Origin of the sequence: Algoriella sp. (assembly GCF_036647415.1) — a bacterium.
Lineage (GTDB): Bacteria > Bacteroidota > Bacteroidia > Flavobacteriales > Weeksellaceae > Empedobacter.
Genome location: NZ_JAVXKG010000012.1, coordinates 41,828 through 61,276, shown reverse-complemented (window position 1 = coordinate 61,276; position 19,449 = coordinate 41,828). Strand labels below are relative to the sequence as shown.

27 protein-coding genes are annotated in these 19,449 nt (G+C 31.9%); 9 read left to right on the top strand and 18 right to left on the bottom strand.

Annotated elements, in window-relative coordinates:
- Positions 1-2: 2 nt before the first annotated feature.
- On the bottom strand, positions 3-1,142 hold the full coding sequence (locus tag RSC72_RS07140) for a Clp protease ClpP (protein ID WP_332544181.1): 1,140 nt from the start codon (positions 1,140-1,142) through the stop codon (positions 3-5).
- A 104-nt stretch (positions 1,143-1,246) separates the two neighbouring features.
- Here RSC72_RS07140 and RSC72_RS07135 point away from each other — a divergent pair, with 104 nt between their 5' ends.
- The 8 genes from RSC72_RS07135 to RSC72_RS07100 all read left to right on the top strand — a co-directional run bounded on the left by RSC72_RS07135 (position 1,247) and on the right by RSC72_RS07100 (position 9,297).
- Positions 1,247-1,693: a phage terminase small subunit-related protein gene (locus RSC72_RS07135; RefSeq protein WP_332544182.1), complete on the top strand. Its 447-nt coding sequence runs from the start codon at positions 1,247-1,249 to the stop codon at positions 1,691-1,693.
- Positions 1,693-3,264: a hypothetical protein gene (locus RSC72_RS07130; RefSeq protein WP_332544183.1), complete on the top strand. Its 1,572-nt coding sequence runs from the start codon at positions 1,693-1,695 to the stop codon at positions 3,262-3,264. Before RSC72_RS07135 ends, RSC72_RS07130 begins: the two co-directional genes overlap by 1 nt.
- A gap of 1 nt (position 3,265) precedes the next feature.
- Positions 3,266-3,694 carry a phage protein Gp36 family protein gene (locus RSC72_RS07125; RefSeq protein WP_332544184.1) on the top strand — a complete coding sequence of 143 codons (429 nt, stop codon included), beginning with the start codon at positions 3,266-3,268 and terminating at the stop codon, positions 3,692-3,694.
- Between the two features lie 55 nt (positions 3,695-3,749).
- The gene (locus RSC72_RS07120; RefSeq protein WP_332544185.1) at positions 3,750-5,060 is read left to right on the top strand and encodes a phage portal protein family protein; all 1,311 of its coding nucleotides are present in this window, start codon (positions 3,750-3,752) and stop codon (positions 5,058-5,060) included.
- Positions 4,987-6,327, top strand: coding sequence for a PBECR2 nuclease fold domain-containing protein (locus RSC72_RS07115; protein ID WP_332544186.1), 1,341 nt, complete (start codon positions 4,987-4,989; stop codon positions 6,325-6,327). Before RSC72_RS07120 ends, RSC72_RS07115 begins: the two co-directional genes overlap by 74 nt.
- 80 nt (positions 6,328-6,407) lie before the next feature.
- Positions 6,408-8,210 (top strand): phage tail tape measure protein, encoded by a 1,803-nt coding sequence (locus RSC72_RS07110; RefSeq protein WP_332544187.1) that lies wholly within the window; start codon positions 6,408-6,410, stop codon positions 8,208-8,210.
- A 2-nt stretch (positions 8,211-8,212) separates the two neighbouring features.
- Positions 8,213-8,749 carry a phage virion morphogenesis protein gene (locus RSC72_RS07105; RefSeq protein ID WP_332544188.1) on the top strand — a complete coding sequence of 179 codons (537 nt, stop codon included), beginning with the start codon at positions 8,213-8,215 and terminating at the stop codon, positions 8,747-8,749.
- A 23-nt stretch (positions 8,750-8,772) separates the two neighbouring features.
- On the top strand, positions 8,773-9,297 hold the full coding sequence (locus RSC72_RS07100; RefSeq protein WP_332544189.1) for a hypothetical protein: 525 nt from the start codon (positions 8,773-8,775) through the stop codon (positions 9,295-9,297).
- Here the strand turns inward: RSC72_RS07100 and RSC72_RS07095 are convergent.
- The 17 genes from RSC72_RS07095 to RSC72_RS07015 form a co-directional block, all read right to left on the bottom strand.
- Complete coding sequence (locus RSC72_RS07095) at positions 9,292-9,615, bottom strand: hypothetical protein (RefSeq protein ID WP_332544190.1); 324 nt, start codon at positions 9,613-9,615, stop codon at positions 9,292-9,294. The two genes, RSC72_RS07100 and RSC72_RS07095, sit on opposite strands and share 6 nt — an antisense overlap.
- On the bottom strand, positions 9,615-10,166 hold the full coding sequence (locus tag RSC72_RS07090; protein ID WP_332544191.1) for a hypothetical protein: 552 nt from the start codon (positions 10,164-10,166) through the stop codon (positions 9,615-9,617). Before RSC72_RS07090 ends, RSC72_RS07095 begins: the two co-directional genes overlap by 1 nt.
- A gap of 183 nt (positions 10,167-10,349) precedes the next feature.
- Positions 10,350-10,583 carry a hypothetical protein gene (locus RSC72_RS07085; RefSeq protein WP_332544192.1) on the bottom strand — a complete coding sequence of 78 codons (234 nt, stop codon included), beginning with the start codon at positions 10,581-10,583 and terminating at the stop codon, positions 10,350-10,352.
- Positions 10,584-10,586: 3 nt separating this feature from the next.
- A complete protein-coding gene (locus RSC72_RS07080; RefSeq protein WP_332544193.1) occupies positions 10,587-11,108 on the bottom strand; it encodes a hypothetical protein in 522 nt (173 codons plus the stop codon).
- A complete protein-coding gene (locus RSC72_RS07075; RefSeq protein ID WP_332544194.1) occupies positions 11,096-11,395 on the bottom strand; it encodes a hypothetical protein in 300 nt (99 codons plus the stop codon). Before RSC72_RS07075 ends, RSC72_RS07080 begins: the two co-directional genes overlap by 13 nt.
- A 1-nt stretch (position 11,396) precedes the next feature.
- A complete protein-coding gene (locus tag RSC72_RS07070) occupies positions 11,397-11,798 on the bottom strand; it encodes a hypothetical protein (protein WP_332544195.1) in 402 nt (133 codons plus the stop codon).
- A complete protein-coding gene (locus RSC72_RS07065; RefSeq protein WP_332578464.1) occupies positions 11,795-12,127 on the bottom strand; it encodes a hypothetical protein in 333 nt (110 codons plus the stop codon). The genes RSC72_RS07070 and RSC72_RS07065 overlap by 4 nt, the downstream gene beginning before the upstream one ends.
- A 291-nt stretch (positions 12,128-12,418) precedes the next feature.
- Positions 12,419-12,709 carry a hypothetical protein gene (locus RSC72_RS07060; protein ID WP_332544197.1) on the bottom strand — a complete coding sequence of 97 codons (291 nt, stop codon included), beginning with the start codon at positions 12,707-12,709 and terminating at the stop codon, positions 12,419-12,421.
- 59 nt (positions 12,710-12,768) lie between these two features.
- A complete protein-coding gene (locus RSC72_RS07055) occupies positions 12,769-13,077 on the bottom strand; it encodes a hypothetical protein (protein ID WP_332578463.1) in 309 nt (102 codons plus the stop codon).
- Entirely contained in the window at positions 13,043-13,249 is a 207-nt protein-coding gene (locus RSC72_RS07050) for a hypothetical protein (RefSeq protein WP_332544199.1), read from the bottom strand. The genes RSC72_RS07055 and RSC72_RS07050 overlap by 35 nt, the downstream gene beginning before the upstream one ends.
- 91 nt (positions 13,250-13,340) lie before the next feature.
- Positions 13,341-13,991, bottom strand: coding sequence for a DUF3164 family protein (locus tag RSC72_RS07045; protein WP_332544200.1), 651 nt, complete (start codon positions 13,989-13,991; stop codon positions 13,341-13,343).
- Between the two features lie 55 nt (positions 13,992-14,046).
- Positions 14,047-14,283 (bottom strand): hypothetical protein, encoded by a 237-nt coding sequence (locus tag RSC72_RS07040; RefSeq protein WP_332544201.1) that lies wholly within the window; start codon positions 14,281-14,283, stop codon positions 14,047-14,049.
- 1 nt (position 14,284) lies between these two features.
- Complete coding sequence (locus RSC72_RS07035) at positions 14,285-14,551, bottom strand: hypothetical protein (RefSeq protein WP_332544202.1); 267 nt, start codon at positions 14,549-14,551, stop codon at positions 14,285-14,287.
- A 45-nt stretch (positions 14,552-14,596) separates the two neighbouring features.
- Positions 14,597-15,520 (bottom strand): AAA family ATPase, encoded by a 924-nt coding sequence (locus RSC72_RS07030; RefSeq protein WP_332544203.1) that lies wholly within the window; start codon positions 15,518-15,520, stop codon positions 14,597-14,599.
- A gap of 16 nt (positions 15,521-15,536) precedes the next feature.
- A complete protein-coding gene (locus RSC72_RS07025) occupies positions 15,537-17,717 on the bottom strand; it encodes a hypothetical protein (RefSeq protein ID WP_332565889.1) in 2,181 nt (726 codons plus the stop codon).
- Between the two features lie 192 nt (positions 17,718-17,909).
- The gene (locus RSC72_RS07020) at positions 17,910-18,146 is read right to left on the bottom strand and encodes a hypothetical protein (RefSeq protein ID WP_332578462.1); all 237 of its coding nucleotides are present in this window, start codon (positions 18,144-18,146) and stop codon (positions 17,910-17,912) included.
- A gap of 73 nt (positions 18,147-18,219) precedes the next feature.
- A complete protein-coding gene (locus RSC72_RS07015) occupies positions 18,220-18,408 on the bottom strand; it encodes a hypothetical protein (protein WP_332546514.1) in 189 nt (62 codons plus the stop codon).
- A 145-nt stretch (positions 18,409-18,553) separates the two neighbouring features.
- On the opposite strand from RSC72_RS07015, the gene RSC72_RS07010 reads away from it, so the two are divergent.
- Positions 18,554-19,351 carry a helix-turn-helix transcriptional regulator gene (locus RSC72_RS07010; RefSeq protein ID WP_332546513.1) on the top strand — a complete coding sequence of 266 codons (798 nt, stop codon included), beginning with the start codon at positions 18,554-18,556 and terminating at the stop codon, positions 19,349-19,351.
- The last annotated feature ends 98 nt before the right edge of the window (positions 19,352-19,449 follow it).

Below are 19,449 nucleotides of genomic sequence, written 5' to 3'. Positions count from 1 at the left end.
TATTATTTGTTTTTATTGTTAAACAATTCTTTGAAATCATCAGGTTTATCTTGAGATAGTTTCTCTAAACCTTTAGGATCTTTTTCTTGCCATTGTGCAAACGTCCAATTGGCACGCTCTCCGTCTTGGCTTGAATTGCCTTGACCTTGAATCTGCCCAGTAATTGACTGACGTTGTATTGGTGTAGAATTACCTAAAACAGTACGTAGAGCTTCAAGTCCTGAACTTTTTCCAATAGCTTCATAAGTTGCTCTATCTTCCTTTTTGAACGCTTTCGCAGTTTCTTTTTCGTCAAGAAAAGCTTTAATTTCATTATCGGTTTGAGCATCTAATTTTGCTTGTAAATCAGCTGTTTTTTTCTTTTCAGCTTCTAAATCTTTTTTAGTTTGAGAGTTTTCAGCTTCATAATGCTGTTGTACAGCATCAATTACTGCTGTGTCAGAGCTTTGCTCATTAACGCCTTGTAATCCCAAGGCTTGAATCAATGGTTTTTTCATTTCTTCGTTTGTTGAATTATTATTATCATTATTTGGAATATACAAGGCTGCAAATCTTGCAAATGCCTCGTTTTTAGATTCTAATTGTAAAGGATCAAAGCGTTCTATTTCCGTTTCATTTTCGATAATACCGGCGATTAAATTTTCTTTTAATGCTTGTTCTGCTGAAAACCAATTATCACCCGTTAACCATTTATCTACATAATCTTTCGATTTCCCTGTAATTTTTTGAAGTGTTTTGCTAAAATTTGATTCTATTTCTCGCAATAAGATTGCGTATTTTTCAAATTCTGGAGCAGTACCATAGACAAAGCCCGATGGTGCGTGAATCATCATGAATCCATTTTCTACCATATAAACTTTTTTTGTCGATTGACTGATGACAGCACCCATCGAGGCTGCAATACCTATGATATGTATTTCTATATTTTTTTTAGAACTATTAATTGCATTAAAAATCAAATTACCATCAAATACAGAACCTCCATCTGTATGAAGTTTTATTATGATAGTATCGTATGAATTTTCAACCATTTGCCAAATACGGATAAATTGCTCTCCGTCTCCACCCCAAATAGTACCTATACATTTTAATACGTTGTTTTCTGCTGTAAATATCACGTCATTAATAATTTGATGTCGCAAATATTGAAAGGTTTTCGGGTCAATCCTAAATCTTCGGCAAGGCTTTCGGGTTTATTAGATTATCACTTGATTATCAAAGAATTTTGTTAATAAAAGCCGATAAAATGGAGGTAATTAAAGGAGGTGGAAATATTAATAATAAAGCAAAAAAAGAGCTTGCAGAAAAACTATTTATAGAAGATGGATTAACAGCCAAAGATATTTCATCAATGATCGGTATTTCTGAACAAACATTATCACGTTGGCGTAAAGAGGGAAATTGGGAAAATAAACGAAATGAATTTTTAGCAGCTCCACATAAGATCAAGGAAGTGTTAATGAAAGAGCTGAAAAGCATTGCAACTGGAGAAGGTTCTACCATCGATGCAGATGCTTTAGCCAAAGTAAGTAAAGTTATTGAATCGCTTTCTTCACGTACTTCTGTACAGGTCATTTTTTCTGTACTAAAAGAATTTGATAACTGGATGTCGGATCAAGAACCAAAGATGGCTATTGCTTTTTTAGAATGGCATAGAAGATTTTTACAACACCGAATTAATCAAGAGGAATAATGACAAAGAGTTTTGAAAAAATACTTAAACAGTATGAGGATCATTGTCGTAAAATTGAACAATCGGCAACTGTAAATATCAATGAAACACCCAAGGATAAATTAAAGCGTATTAGAGAACTTGAAAAAGATTATGTCAAATGGTTCGAATACTATTTTCCAATGTACGCAAAATCTGAATGTGCGTGGTTTCATAAGAAATTTGCCAAAATATTAATTGAAAATTGTGATGCGGAATTATTAGCCGAAATATATCGCTCAGGTGCAAAATCTGTGCATTTAGACATGGGCGTTCCTTTGTATATCTATTTCGTAATGCAAGATTTATTTTTTATGCTTTTGATTGGAGAAACCGTTGATAAAGCTAAAAAACTGATTTCAGATGTACAGGCACAATTACAGCATAATCCACGATTAATCAATGATTACGGGAAACGATATAAATATGGAGATTGGTCAGAGGGCGATTTTAGTACTGTCGACGGTGTGCGCTTTGTATCTCGTGGTTTTAGGCAGTCGGTGCGTGGTTTACGTGAAGGAGCACAACGCCCAGATTATATAGTAGTTGATGATGTCGACACGAAAAAACTATGTAATAACGAAAAATTATCTCGTAGAGCTTATGAGTGGGTTTGGGAGGATTTAAAAGGAACTTTTGACGAAGGAGCGAAAATAAAACGCTTTGTTGTTGCCAATAACAACTTTCATAAAAATACTATAATCAATCAACTTAAGCAGGAATTTGTTCGGATCAATGAAAAAGCAAAACAGGCAAATCGTAAGATTAAACATTTCGTTCTTACAGTTCCAGCAGTAAAATCATTGATAACCTTTGAGCCGAATTGGAAAGAGAAAACGTCAGCTGAATATTGGCGTCAAAAATATGACGATACGCCTTATCGCTCGTTTATGCGGGAGTATATGCACAAACATATACAGGATGGAGAAATTTTCAAACCAGAATTTATTCAGTATAAAAAAAGGCTTCGATTCGACCAATACGATGCACTTTGTTTTTATGGCGATTTATCCTACAAAGATGCAGGAGATTACAAAGGAATGGGATTGATTGGACGTATAGACAAAGAATATCATTTAATATTCTGTTTTCTACGCCAATCTACTCGTAAAGCTGTTGCAGAATGGCTGTATGACTTATATGAGAAACATAATTTGTCAAAATATAATATAAAATATTTGATTGAAGGACTTTTCGCAATGGATGAATTTGTCAACGATTTTGATTTAGTTGGAGAAGAAAGAGGTTATTACATTCCTGTCGTAGCTGATAAAAAAACGAAGATTAATAAATATGACCGTATCGAATCGATGGCTGGTTTTTTTGAAAGGTTAAATGTTTTTTTCAATGAAGAATTTAAAGAATCCAACGATTACGCTACGATGGAAGATCAATTGTACGCTTTTGAAAAAGGAAGTACTGCAAATGATGACGGACCCGATTTTTTACAATCTGGAATGTCAGAGGTAAATAGAGCTTCTTTTCAAGATAAATTCAAACCCCGAACAATATCAAGAAAAAAGATTAATCAACGCAAAAAAAACAAGTTTTAAAATGAGTTTTATTACAGATGACGATTACAGCGTTTTGATACGCAAAGAAATCAAAGGAATATTAATTGAAAATTATTCAGACACCAAATTAAAAGGAGCTGAAGATATGGCAATCGCACAAATTAAAAATTACATCCGTGGATATTATGATACGGATAAAATATTTTCAACTCAAAATACGGAAAGAAATGCTTTTGTTGTAATGATAACAATAGATTGTGCCTTGTATCATTTATACACCAGTTTAGCGCCAAATAAAATTCCGCAACATCGATCAGATCGTTATGCTGATGCTTTAGAATGGTTAAAATCTATTTCAAAAGGAGAAGCTCGTGCAGATTTACCACAAATTGTTGATCCAAGTACAGGCGAGGCAAAATCGAACATTCGTATCGTTTCAAAATACAAACAACAAAATCACAGGTACTAGACTTTGTTTAAACCTTGTTTAAACTCGCTTTTAAGAAACTTTAATAAAATTAACAATGAAATTATTTAATAACATTTTTAAATCGACGAAATCGCCTAAAAACATAGCTTCAAGTAAACCACCAAAACGAAGCAACGGAAATGCAAATATTGATGCAATAATCAATAAAATTACCAAGCAATTTAAAGATACATCTCGGAAAGACATTGACAAATGGAGAATGTCATTAATTGCAGCGAACAATTACGAAAAACCAAAATTCAATGTTTATGCTGATTTGGTTGATGATTTAAAAATTGATGGAATTTTCAAAGCACAAGAACAATTGCGCTATTCATCAACGTTGAGTATTTCATCACAAATTAGAAATAAACGTACAGGCGAAATAAACGAAGCAGGTACAGAACTATTCAACCAAAAATGGTTCTTTGATTATAAAGTAAAATATCTTACTGCTATCGTTAACGGTGCAAAGCTTATTGAATTTACATTGTTCAATGGGCATAAAATAGAATTTCAAGAAATACCAAAACGAAATACTGCAACAAATTACAACAAGATTTATCCCGATTTAGCAAACGATAAATTTATTGACTACTCGGAAGAACAACACAAAAACTGGGTAATTCAACTTGGAGAGGACGATTTTGGGCTAATTAACAACATCATTCCAAACCTTATTTGGAAACGAAATGTAATTCAAAGCTGGGCTGAGTTCTGCGAAAAGTTTGGAATGCCTTTAGTTTCGGCGACAACAACTCGTAGTGATGACGACAATTTAGATAAAATTGAACAACAACTTTTAGCATTAGCTGAAGCAAGTGTCGGAGTTTTTCCAGAAGGCACAACAATTAAATTTGATGAAGCGAATAGAACCGATGCCTATAATGTTTATTCAAAATTCATCGAACAACATACAAGCGAAATATCTGCTGTTATTGTTGGTTCAAATACTCTAACTGAAAATTCTGCAAACAGATCACAAACAGAAGTACACGAACGTAGCTTAGATTTTAAAATCTCACAAGCTGATCGACGTGATATTACTTTCAACGTAAATGATGAATTAATACCGCTTTTAATTGCACAGGGATATTCTGAATTGTCAGAAGATGATGTATTGGAATGGGTTGAATCTAAAGAAGAAATCGATTTATTACAATATTGGAACGTAGTACAAGGAATATTACTCGATCATGAAGTTGATACAGAATGGTTATCAACAACATTCAATGTACCAATTACAGGTAAAAAACAACGTCAAGTCAATTTTAATGAATCAAATCAACAAGATGAAAACAACAATCCCGAACAAAAAAATACAGGTAAAGCCGTTGCAACTTGGAAACGTCCAGACTATACATAATTGTTGTGAACAACCAAAATTTATTGCAACAGGCGAGCCATCTTTTTTGGATAAGTTAAATAAAGAGCTTGCTAAACAAGTTTATGAAGATGAAGACAGCTTAGGCACGCAAGGACGAATAATTGCTAAAGAGGCTTTGCATTTGGTTGATGGCTTAAAAAAAGGGTATGGCGTAACAACAGGTTGGAACACGCCCGATACACTTGCTTATCAAATGATGGAATTTAACCTGTTCGAATTTGCAGAAAGTAAAACAGAAGCTCGTTTAGCTGCAATGACTGATTTATTAATTGATAAAGAAAAATTACAAATCAGATCATTTGAAGATTTCAAAAAATTAGCGCTTAAAGAAGTTTCTGAATTTAACGAAGAATGGTTATTAGCTGAATATAATTTATCCATTTCAGTTGGGCAAAATTCAGCAGCTTATCAACGATTTATGGCTGAAAAAGACGATTTTCAATATGTACAATATCAAACAGCAGGAGATAGTAATGTACGAAGTGCGCACGCTAAATTAGATGGATTAATTGTTAATCTTGATGATAAAAAAGCAATGAAATTATTTCCTCCTAACGGTTACGGTTGTCGATGTGAAATGATTCAATTACCATCAAAACCAAACAAAGAAGATGTTACAAATGGAGATGATGCAATGGACTTAATGAGTAGAATTGATCCTAAATGGCGAAAATCTCAGTTTGAAATAAATAGAGGTGATTTAAAACAAGTGTTCACTAATGAACAATTTTATGCAAACACGAAAGGAATGTCAAAAAAAATAAATGATATGACTTTTGATAAATATAATTTGAAGCCTTACAATGAGTTTAAAACGGGTTTAAAACCTATAAAATTAGATGAAACAATTACAGAAAACAATGTAAATGAATTATTCAAAACTAATGGTAAAACAAAAGGAGGTAAACCATTTATGGGTTTTGAAGATTATTTCGGACGAAAATTAATTTTACAAAAAGGAACATTTGACACTCATATAGACCAGCATTATACAAACGATTCAGAAAAACGACCTCAATTATTTCCTCACATTAAAGATGTTATTTCTAATCCTGATGAAGTTTGGTTAACCCGAGAAAAAACAAAAAATAACCAAACCTTAAGATATATTAAATATTACAAAGACAAGGCTTTTGTCGTTCTTGGTGAAATGAACAATAATCATTTCGAAATAAAAACATGGTTTGAAATGAAAGACGAAAAAAAAACAAGAAACGGATTGCTTGTAAAAAATAAAAAAGGTTAAACCCCAATGTTGAAGTCTATGCAAGCAGTGATCCTTCGGGTTTAACCTTTTCCTTCAACAAATGTACAAAATAATTTAATATGGCAGGTAGAAATAAATTAGAATTATTGTTAGAACTATCTGATAGACTATTCAATAACGCATTAACAGGTGTTCAACAACGTTTGAGAAGTGGTGTTGACTCTATGGAGCAAAGACTTGAAGGTTTTAATAGAACACAACGTCAAATATTTGCTCATATAGGCGAAAATTTCGACTCAACAAAGATTAATCAATTATCAGAATTATTTGGAGAAATAAGCGGTCAAATGGATTTTGTAAATGATATTAATAAAACAAAAGTTGCTCTCCAACAAATGGGTGTAATAGATGTTGATACAACAGCATCAAGCATCAATAGTTTGAGTAAAAAAATGGAGGAAGATCAAATGTCAATTGCTAGAGCAGCCAATGGAATTACAAAACAAATGGGTGGAACGATGACAGGAAATATTGATCTTATGGAGAAAGCCTTTAATAAAGGTGCAAATCTTAATGGTGATATGATAGACCAAATTAAAGAATACCCAGCCCAAATGCAAGCAATGGGAATGCCAATTAAAACCTATTTGGCAATCATGGCACAATCAGGGAAAGATGGTGTTTTTTCGGATAAAGCAATAGATTCATTAAAAGAAGGAGGCTTAGCGCTACGTGAGTTTGGAAAGAATCAAGAAGCTGCATTGTTAGGACTTGGACTTAGTAAAAAGGATTTAGCTGGAAAAAATACATGGGAGGCTATACAACTTGTTTTAAAATCAATGGATAAAGCTGGTTTGACTGTCCAACAGAAACAAATGGCTTTGACAGATTTATTTAAAGGTGCAGGCGAGGACGCTGGACAAGGCTTCTTACAAGGCTTAGCACGTGGAATACCTGATTTTGACAAGATACCTGAATTTGAAATTTTTGGGAATGGTCTTACTGGTTGGATTTCAAAATTTCAAAACAAATTAGCTGATGCAGCTGGTGAATGGATGCCCTTTATCCAATTCATCGGAATGGGTGCAATTACTATTGCTTCGATTATTTCTATTTTGACGACACTTAATGAAGTTTTAGGTATAAGTAAAATCGTTACACGAATGATGACAGCCGAACAATGGTCATTAAACGCTGCGATGTACGCAAATCCTGTAGGTATTATTATAGCTGCTATTGTGGCTTTAGTCGCTATTATTGGTATTGCAATATACAAGTATGATGAGTGGGGTGCAGCTCTTTTACAATTTCTCGGACCTATCGGCTGGGTTATTAATGCTTTTCAGTCGATAAAAGATCATTGGGATAGTATTGTCAATGCTTTCAAAACAGATGGAATAATCGGAGGTTTGAAACGAATACATTTAGTATTAATGGATACTTTTTTGAAACCATTGCAACAAATTCTCGAAATGATTTCAGAGTTTGATCCTACAGGTCTTTCGGATGGACTATTAAAAAGGGTTAGCGATTTTCGTACACAAAACAAACTTGTTACGACAGGCGAAATGGATGTTAGGCAAAAAGCTTTTCAAGGAAGTGATGAGCAGAAAGGTTATTTAGATGCAATGATGGCTTACGATAAGCGTAATAGTTTATATAAGGCGCAAACATTAGACGGTTTAGTTGGAGCGGATGACGGGAAAAAGGATAAGAAAGGTTCTAAGAAAACAAAAGATGACATAAACAAAGTTACAGGGCAAGCGAATCAAGTTAAAAAAATTGATATTAAAATCGATTCATTCAACAAAGGAGGTATCAATATTACCAACGAAAAAGGTAAAGGAATGTCGGCTGATGATGTAGAAAAATGGATGAAAGAAATGTTTATGAGAATTATTATTGATGCAGAAAACGCTTAATTATGCCAGTTCCTAATGATTACGAGAGAAAATTAAGAGCCTTAGGGAAACTTTACGAGAAGTTTCCTAATATGGCTGCAATAGAAGCGGTTAATTTTTCTAAAGAACGCTTTGTGCAAAAAAATTGGGTGGATCGCTCTCGAACATCTTGGAAAAAGAGAAAACGAAAAGACAGAGGTTCTTTGATGGTAAAGTCTGGACGATTAAAACGCTCAATTCGAAAATTAAGTTATACACGCAATTCTGTTACCATTGGTACAGATGTGCCTTATGCACAAGCGCACAATGATGGAGAAACCATCAATAAAACGGTTAGAGTGAAAGCTCATACACGTAAAGTAACCAAAAGAGCGAGAAGTGAGCGTACAGGACGCCTGCTAAAAAAACGTGTTAGTGCAGGTACAACAACTGTAAAAGCACACACTCGTAAAATGAAAATGACAATATCCGAGCGTCGATTTATCGGACAGTCTGCCTTATTAGCGAGAAAGGTTGAACGTTTAACACAACGTGAAATTGATAAAATTCTTAATAGTTAAACCTTGTTTAAACACCATTTAAAATGAAAAATCTATATAATAAAATAATTGAAAAACTAGAATCTGAGGAGGTTTTAGATGATTTCATCAAAGAAGGAGTTTCGCCTCCTAAGTATATTGATATTTATGCAGGTCAAGATTTGGACGAAGATAATTTTGATTTGTTTGGAGAAAATGCGTTATTCATAGATTGGGACATCGACCACACGACAGAACCGCCAACAGCTACAGTTACTTTTCGTTTGGCGTATGAGCAATTACGAGATACTTCTAACATTTCGCTTAACCGTGAATTAGGTTTGAAATTCTTAACTTATGTAGATCAAGTACATAATATTTTAGACGGGTTTGAATCCGAGAAAACAGGTAAATTAGAGTTGACAAAGGAAGGCTTTAATAAAATGGATTCGATTGTTGATATTTATATTTTGGAATATGAATGTAGTTACAACGGACGAAAAAGCCCTCAAAGAAATATCCATGAGGGCTCGTATGATAAATTGCAACTTACAGGGCAATTGGTTGAAAAGGTTGAGTATGATTTATAATTCTAATAATCTTTCGGGTTTCCTACTTTCAACAACGAAATATTGGTTATTTCGTTTTACAATACCTAAGGTAAATTTACCTTGACCTTTAAATTTGGGGCGATTTGTGTTTTTCATAAATCGCTCTATTTTTGTTTTTAATTCGTTATCTAATTTTCTATCATTTTGCTCAAAAGTTAAGCCATACAATGACTTTGTAAATGTAATAGAAAATGATTCAGAATCTACATAACTTAATTTATCATTCGCTTTAGGATTGTACAAACTTTGCGCTTGGCAACTGAAAGAAAATAATATTAATAATATAATTGTTTTCATTAATGTATCCTTTTCAAATCCCAATAACTTTTATTACTTTCAAATCTATAACCACAAAAATCATCAATTTCTTTACAACGATACTCTCTTTCTTCAAAATTTTCAGCTTCATTAACAGTACTTTCTACTGAAGCATCTGATCTAAAATATTTCTGCCAAAAAGGAAATAAATCTAAATATTTATAACTTACTCCATAAAAACTATAATAAGGCGTTCCTTTTGTTTCTAAATATACATTTCCTCCTTTAACTTCTTTTGTGAAAAATATTTTAATCACATCTTCAGGAGGAAATTCCATTTTTTCAGGATTATGTTTTCTTAATGAATCAACAGTATTTGCTTTTAGAAATATCAATGTTATTCCTTTTTCAGATTCTTCAGGATTATTTTTTAATACAAATTTTTCCCGCATTAAACTTACTATATCCCAACCAATTTTTATTGTTTCTTCCTTTGATTGTAAGTTTCTAATTTTTTCAATATATGATTGATCCTGTGCAAAACTATTCACAGATAAAAAAGTGATTAATATGAGTAGTAATTTTTTCATTTTCTAATTTTCTTTAAAATTAAACAATAATTTCTTTCATAATCTTACGGTTTCCCGTAAAAACAAAAAAAACACTCAAATTAATGAGTGTTTTTACAACAAAATTCTAAGATTTTCCAATCGTAATATTTACCACAAACAACACATTTACGCCAAATTTCATGGTTTTTAAATGATGCAATTTTAATCATATAGCAAATGTTTTCTATTTTCTTTTATCCATTTCTTTTTTACATACATTATATCGGATTTTCCTTTATAATAAATTGCACCTAAGTTTTCAAGCCTTTGTAAAGCCATACCAATTCCATATAAGGAATAGTTTTTTAAAAAATCTCTTTTACATAATTCCTCTTCTGTACATGGAATGATTAAAAGTGATTTTAAAATCATATTTTGAAATTCAAAAAAGTCCATTTATTAATATTTTAATCGTGTCCAATGAATGATAAAACCCGAATATGATCCGTTTATCATTTTTTGTTTAAAATAGGTTTTAAAGGCTTCTAAACTTTCAAAACCATCGTTAATTGCTATTTGTTCTATTAGTTCATCATTTCGGATAATTCCGTCAATATTTACCGTAAATCCGAAGCCTTCGGGTTCGTCTATCATCCAAATTTGCTGGATTGAATAGACATAAAGTGTCGGCGAAAAAGTAAATTCTTGTGGAGTTCCTTTGTTAATGACTAATTCAAGTTCGCAATCTTCTGTTAACAATCCTGTTTTAGAACGTATTGTATGGTATTTAGGACAACTCAATAAATTATCCTCATCCATATTATCCCATTCTTTACCAAATTGTAACTGATAACCGTCTAAAATTTGATTGTAATAATAGTCGCATCTTACAATGTTATTACGGAAAAAACCTTCCCAAATTTTATATATAAAATAGGAAGGCTTTTCGTTTAATGTTTCTGAGAAATCTATTTTTTGCATAGTTTTCCTTTTACAAATTCAATGTTTAAAATTGAATGATTCTTTTTGGAATTATGAATAAAAGTTACAGGTTCTCCGTAATCATTTAAACTTTGTATTTTATCTAACTTGTTTAAAATTGTTTGATTAATAGGTAAATTTCCTTCTGAATTATGATAATCCTCTATAAAATTTTCATATTGCCCAGCACCTTCTAAATAACTACAATAACCTTGATTGTTACTTCTCCATAAAGTAATTGATTCATCTTCTTTTTTCGTGTGTTTTAGTGATAAAATTAGGTACATCTTAAAATCTAAATTTAGGAGGTTTACTTTTTACAACAGATTTTCCAACAACAGTGTTTTTACGTCCAAAACCTTGCATAATACTCATCACATGGTCAACATCTCGTGTTTGTAATTCATAAAATACAACATCATCCTTTCCAGAAGCTCTTTTGCGAATTATAACTACAGAGCTAAAGTCATGAACTGAATTTGCTACATCTGCAGCTGCAAAGAAATTAGAATTTAGAAATTCTAAATGCTTTCTGAGAGTTGAATAATCTTCATTTACAGAGCGTAATTCGTGTTCATTTAGTCTAAAATTCTTGTCATAAGTTTTTAAAACTAAATCAAAACGTCTTAATCTTACTAAAATGGTATCTATACCTAACCACTTTAAAATAAATTGTTTAATTTTTTTCATCTTATTTGTAAATTTTGAGTTAAAAACTGATCTAATTCTGCATAGAAATTGAGAACTTTAAGACTTGTATAATTGGAGACTTCTAACGTGTGCGAAATTTTACCGATTTCATCATGGATTAAATACGCTTCATGGTATTTTAAAGTCAAATTTTTAAGATTTAAAGCCACCGATTTTTTCGATAACATAACAAATAGATCAGCTTTAACTGATTGTTTAAATTTTTCTTCCTGATTGTCAATGAACGGCGCATTTAGACCGTTAATAATAATGTTGAGTAACGCTCTTAGTACGTCGTAATCAACTTTTAGTTTAATTTTTCTCATCAAAACAGCGCTATTTGATTTGTTTTATCTATTTCTTTAAGCTGCTTCTTGGCATTTACACCCAAATAACTCTCGTAAGTTCGTTGGCATATATTAAATTGATTTTCAACGTATTTGTGATAAATCTCTTTAAAATATAACCCTTGGGCGCGATGCTCAAGAGTTATTTGCTGAACCTTGAGAACCTTTTTTAGGTAATTTTTTCGATTGTAAGCCATTAATGAGACGTTTTATTAAAATATCTTTGCCGTGGTCAGTGGGGCTTGGGATATTGTTGCGTCTCAAGTCTTTTTTTTAATTTTGACTTAATGGTTGGAACTTATTTTTGTGCATCCATGCCTTAGTTCCTGTTTTCGAAGCTGATTTGTTGTAATTTGCTTCTAATCCTCTAAATTGCTTAATTAGTTGGTCTAATTCATCAATTTTGTATTGATGCAACTCTTTTTTAAGACAGCTACTATTCAACATCCAATTGTTAAATTTTGTCCAAGAATCAGCCTCTTTTATGCCTGTTCGTGTTGCAATAGTCAGGACAATACTCCGTTTGTCTCGTAATGTCATTTCATAATGGTAAGTGTTAAACATAATTTTTAGTTTTTGGTTTGATTGCTCCTGCCGAGGACTCGAACCTCGGAGTTTGCCGATCAGGATTTGATGATTCGTGTTTTTTGAGCGAACCATTTTTGCTTCATTCGTTCGTTTAAACTTGGTTTAACCGCTTCTTTAACAACTTGTTTAGCTTTTACTTTAGCTTTAAAATTTTCATTAGTAGTTATATAAAAACGTCTGTATGCTCTTGTTTTTCTTGATTTATTGCGAAATAAAATCATTCTGTCTGCTTCGTATCCTATTTTTTTACTAATGAAAATTTGAACATCTTTCATATTGTCAAATCTTCTCTTTTCGTTGGTCAGATCATCAATTACGAATATTTCTGTCAAGATTAAAGGCATAATCTTTATTCTTTTCGTTAAACAAATCAGCGTTTAAACGTTGTTTAAATGCTTTTTCTTCGGTATTATTGAGAGAGGCAATTTGTGGTTTCCACTTAAAGTTTTCTAACATCATGGATTTTCCATTTACGATGTATAATTCACTTGATACTTTAGTTATTTCAACACTCATAATTTGTCGTTTGCTTTGTTAGATAAATAAAGAACTACACCAAGGATTGACAGTATACCAACTGCGAACAATCCAAATAAAATATTTACAATCATAAGCTTGAAAAGTTTAGAGAAATATCCGTCCAACCTCCTTTTTGGTTTTTTGAATATACACGACTATATTTTACAGTTCCGACAACTTGTAAGCAATCCGTTAGCTTTTCAAATTCGTCAACTAAGCGTTGATCTCCGATTTTTTTAACTTGACTACGTGCTTTTGTTAAAAGTTTTGCGTCGTAATCTCCTTTACTGTTACGCATTAAGATTGAATCAAGCAAGTCATACATTCCTTTATTGCGTCCTTCGAATTTTTCTTTAAAAATTGCTTTAATTGCTTCGATGTGTACAATAGCTTCATCAGTAAAATCAAAACGTTCTTGGTTTTCAATGACCTGTTTGATTGTTTCAGATTTCAATTCAAAAGATTTCGCTTCTTTAGGCGTTTTACCGTCCAATTCATATTTTAAAACATTGAATTTTTCAGCATTTTCAACTTCATACAACTTTAATTCGATCATTTTTTGTTGAATTTCGAAGCGACGATTTGCGATTTCTTGCAAATAATCAGTCTTATCAGCTAAGTATTGATTCTTTGCTTTTACGGCTTCTTTTTCGATTTCAGCTCGTTTTGTATCTGCCAACGCCAATAATTCTGTTACTGACATTTCGCTTGCTGGTTTGTTCATAATTGATGCTTCCATACTTATATTATTTTATTGTTTTTATCACCAAAAGCGGGTATTATCCCGCTTGTTTTTACTTTATTGAATCAATTATAAAATCGGTTCTTAATTTTATACATTTTGTTACTTCATAATTAAATAAGATTTCTATTTCTGAATTTTGATCTTGTAATTCTTTTTTTAGCATTTTCAATGCTTGTTCTTCCGCTTCTTTAGGTGTTCTCCCTAATGATATACCTTCTAAAAACTTTGTTTTGTATCGGTTTGCTGAAACCTTAATTTTTACAGCGTACATTTTAATATTACTCATATTATTCTGCTATTAATATTGTATTATCATTTATAAATAGGCTTATAAATTCATTCGTATAAACCTTAATTATTTTGCCTTTTTCATTGCGAAAAACAAGCATCATTTTAGATAAATAAAGTGTTCCCATATTAGTTTGTTGGTATTTCAAATTGTACATTAAATCTGTAAACGTCTCGTAATCTGATTGCATATTTGCAATTAAGTTCAGCATCCATCGGAATAAAAATTGTTCTCGATTTCGGTTTAGTTTTGCGAATGGATTCATCCAATTTGCGAAAACAGTAATAGCGATTATTTACATTTGTTTTCATCAGTTCGCAAATAAATCGTTAAGCATTTCAGTTGTAATTTGTTCTTCGCTTTTTTCGCTCTCTATCAATGCTGTAGTGATGATGTTTTGCAACGAACCAAAGTCTTTTACACGAGCTGTAAGCCAATTAATAACTGTTTTACGCTCAATACCTACCATTTCGCAGATTTTCTGAATATCTTCTGCTATTTCTGGCGAAAAGAACGTCCAACCAAAAGACCAACGTCTATTTACTTGAATAAAGCCTTGTTTTCCTCTTTCTGCTGATTTTGAAAGCATTTTTTCAACATCAATTCCAAGAACCACAATTGGTACAATACCTTCTAATTCATCAGCTAAATACTTTATAACAGGGATAATTCCTTTTTTCGAGTTCTCAAACTCATCAATCATCAAGAATGCTTCGTCTTTTTCTTTCAGTTTTTTAACAACTTCCTTTAAAATTTTGTGTTTAGTTCCTATTATAGAAGTTTCCAACTGTTCTGCTAATGAAATAACAAACTCTTTTGTGTTAGCGATTTCATCGCATTTTACTAAGGTTACTATTTTTGGATATTTCAATTTAAAAGCAGTTGCAGCGTATGTTTTACCAAGCCCTGTATTACCATCAATACCTCGACGCTCTTTATTTTTACGAGCATTTTCAAATGTGATAATTGCTTGTTTAAAATTCAACGTATTGAAATGTTGCCAATATGCTTTTTCTAATTTTAAACCAATTGCGTGTGCTATTTGTTGGTAATATTTATCCGAAATACGTGTATTTCCGTTAAACTCAATACCACGAGCTATTAAATTAACTGTTGCTTTATTTACGCCCGATAATTTTACTATTTCAGGTTGTTTTACATTTCTTTCGTCCAAAAAGCGTTGCATTGCTTGTGGAATGTCGATAGTTCTCTGATTTTGTGTTAAATTTGTCATACTTTTAAATGTTTAACTAAGACCATTCGCTTTCGTTGAAGTCACGTTCAGTTCGTTGTTTGGTTTTAGTTTGTTTTTTATTGATTTTTTTACTTTCATTTTCGATTTGAGAGCCGTTGTAACTCTCTTTGTTACCTCCAAATGCAATTTGTTGACTGTAGCCTAATTCAAGCATAGAATTTGCTAACTCAGCTTCAAAATCATCAATATATTGATCCTGTGAATGCTTACGATTCATCTGATGATCCAATGCATTTTCATGTTTTTCAGACATTTCAGCGTGCGAAGATTTTGTTTTTAATGCTTTTTCACATGTCATTATATATTGTTCATCTAACGTATATAAGTCTGCAAAATCTTCGTCCCAAACTACTTTTACAATTGCATTATACTTGTAGCCAGTTGCTTTTGCTATAATTTCTGTTCCTTCTCCTCCAAAATTTGGAATTTCAAATTGATGTAGTTTAGATTCGTTATATCCCTTTGTTTTATATACATCTACAAACCCACGCATTCTTGCTACATTTACTTCTGTATGATTACCAAATAAATGACGTAATACAATTGGATTCATTGGTTGACAATCAGGATGTTTTATTTGGTAGCGTTGATTTGGTGTAGTTAAATCTCTTTGCTTCGAGTCATTCCAACGCTCTACAAGCTCATTCATCATTATACAAGCATCTTCATAATTAGGTAAATCATCTAATTTTATGTAATCAGGATTTGCTTGTCCTTCAACCCCTGCATTCCAAGAAGTAGAGATAAATGATTTAATATCTTTTAAACTACGTTTAAACAATCTAAACATCGTTTCAGCAGGATTAGCTTGTGAGTTTCCCGATTCAATCGTTCTTACTTTATTAAAAATCATTTCTAAAAAAGTCTTAGATTCAGCCGAAACAAACGCTCCATGATTATCTGAAATAAACTCGAACATTGTTTGTTTACCTGTTCTTCTTACAGCCATTTTTACAGCATCCATCATCATTTCGGGCGTTTCATTAGAGAAACCTTTTTTAGCTGGTGCCCATCCTACAATTCGTTTAGATGCAACATCAGTAACTAAAATGACATATAATTTTTTTGTTTTATGTTTTCCTTGTTTATCAATAAATTGATAATTGATGATACCCGAACCATCAGCACAAAAAAGAGAATGTGAAAAACTTAGTTTATCGGATGGTACATAGGTTTGTATATGTTTTCTGTAATATTCTTTACCATATCGTTCTCTAATCATCATAATACGTTTGTTGAAACGTGTTAAATGACTGCAAAATGTACGGTATGCGACTGGTTCTAATCCAAATTCTTTGATGTCTTCACAATATTTATTCTCCCAAATAGTACGTGCATATTCTACATTTGATCCTTTTGGATTCATATATACATTATACATGATTGCTTGATGAATATCGAACTGAAAGATTTCCCCTGTTTCCTCACTAAATAGTGGATATTTACCCACTATCTTTGCATTTTGGTTATTGTATTTTTCGGAAATAAAGAATTTTAGTTGCTTGATCTTATCGTTAGCGGTTTTAGTTATAAAATCATTGGTTCTATTTCTTAAATATTCAGCAGAACTGATATTGAAACCTTCTAATTCTAAAGGCGATAAGATTTCTGTACATATTGCATAAAAATCTTGTTTTTTGGCAATTCCAAGTAATTTGAAATTATCGTTTTCCACTTGTTTTGCAATCCAAACGCACCAAGCCTTAGCTAATGTCATTTGTTTTGCTTGGAGGTGCGTAAAAATAACCTCTCCGTCATATTTGTAATAACGTATATCAGTATTGTTTATCAATAAAGCGACTTGCCCAAGAATAGTATTTTTTACTAAATCTTCTTTACGTCCATTATTAGCACTCAGCAGAGCCTCATACGCTTGTAAAAGCTCATGCTTTGTGCCTAATTTTGATCTGTAATGTGTTGGTTTACGGTCTGGGATTCTATCATAATCATAATAGAATTGCCCTTTTACCTTCGCCCAACGCCACGCTTTACCTGTATCAGGTAAATAATCACTTGTTTTATAGCTTTTTAGTGATTGTGCATATCCTTTTCTTGAACGTGTTCTTAAAAATTCCTCTGAAACACCACAATTCTGCATAACCAAGCGTTGAGACGCCCACAGGCGCTCTTCGTCTTTGTATTTGCGTATTATTATGTCGTTATTCAGTAGATTCATTTTATTATTAGTTTGTTATAAACTTTGTTCCCGATACGGACTCGAACCGTGATGTATGCCTTTCGGGAGAAAACACTATATTTAAAGCGTTCAACTTTTAAATAATAGTGTATATGTTTGCTTTTATTATTACTCATGCATCCGATAAAAAGTCTTACAAATTTTCGGATATTAATAAACTAACAGAAGTAATTAAATCATCTTACAGTCAGCTAGACTTTTCAGAAGAGCCTCTTCAAACTCTTCAAAACTCTGATGATGTTCCTGACTATTCTTGTGTAAAACATAATTGTTGGCTTCTTCCTGAGAAATTTCAACATGTTTATCGATTGAAATTTCAATGCGAAAATTTAGATGATATGCTCCTAGTTGCCAGCATTTATCAAGGCTTTTGTAAACTAAGTGGATACACTTTTCAATTAATACCATTTCGTTAATTATTTTTCGTTATTTATTTCTTTTACTAATTCTTTGAAGAAATCATTCAACACTATTACTAAGTTTAATTGTTGCATAGTTGATAATCTTCTTTTATTTCTTCGTAAGACTGCATAATTTTTTGTCCTGCTTTACTTTTTGCGCTTCGTTGTCCTTTTAATATTGCATAACAAGTACTATAAGGATAGCCTGTAATTTCTGACAGTATTGTATAGATACTCTTAGGCTTTGTTAGTGTAATTTGATTGCTCATATACTTGATTTTTATTATTTTAACATTTTAAACTCTAATATTGTTAGAGTTTTTATACTTTTGTATAGTTTTGTTTCACAAATGTATAAGAAATTTTCTACAATCAAAAATAAATGTAAGAAATTTTCTATATTAAAATTTTATTATGTCAAATACTATTAGAAGAATTAAGGAATTTATTGACTTTAAAGGGATTTCAGTTAGGAAATTTGAAGAAATTGTAGGTTTTTCAAATGGTTCTTTTGCTAGTCAATATAAGAATAATAAGACAATAGGTGTTGATAAAGTAGAAAATATCTTACATTTTTTTCCTGAAATCTCATCTGAATGGTTATTAACTGGAAATGGTGAAATGATAAAACCAAACCTGCAAGAAATGTGGCAGAATAAAACCGCCACAAAAACCGCCACATTTTCAGAAGAAACGAAAAATGCAAATAATGTGGCACTTTCAAAAGAACCACAAGAAAAGTACAAAGTAGGAGAAAGGGATAAACTTATACCATTATATAATGATGTTGCCACAATAGGTGGTACACAGATGGTTGCAAGTTTAGACGCTGTAAGCTCTACAACAGAGTATATAGATGCAGGGGATTGGTTTCCAGATGCCACAGCAGCTATACGCCATTATTCGGATAGTATGATAGAGTATCCGAGTGGTTGTATCTTGGCTATTAGAGAGGTTTTAGATTTAAGCCAATTGCTTTGGGGTCGTAATTATAGTATTGAGACTAATGAGATTAGAGTAACTAAATGCTTACAACGCTCATCAAAAGAAGGTTTTTTAATGGGATATAGCACAAATATAGAAACATACCCAGATGGACGTTTAAAACATGAACCTATCGAGATAGAGATAGATCGTATATCGCATTTAGCTTTAATTTTAGGCTATGTGGTTAAAGAGTACAGTTCGGGACCACTTTACGTAAAAAAATAAGCAGAAATTAAAGCCGTTTTATATTTACCTTTAATTTCTGCATCAAAAAATTCAAACCAAGTACCACTAAATTCAAATTATTTTTATTTAAAGCCTTT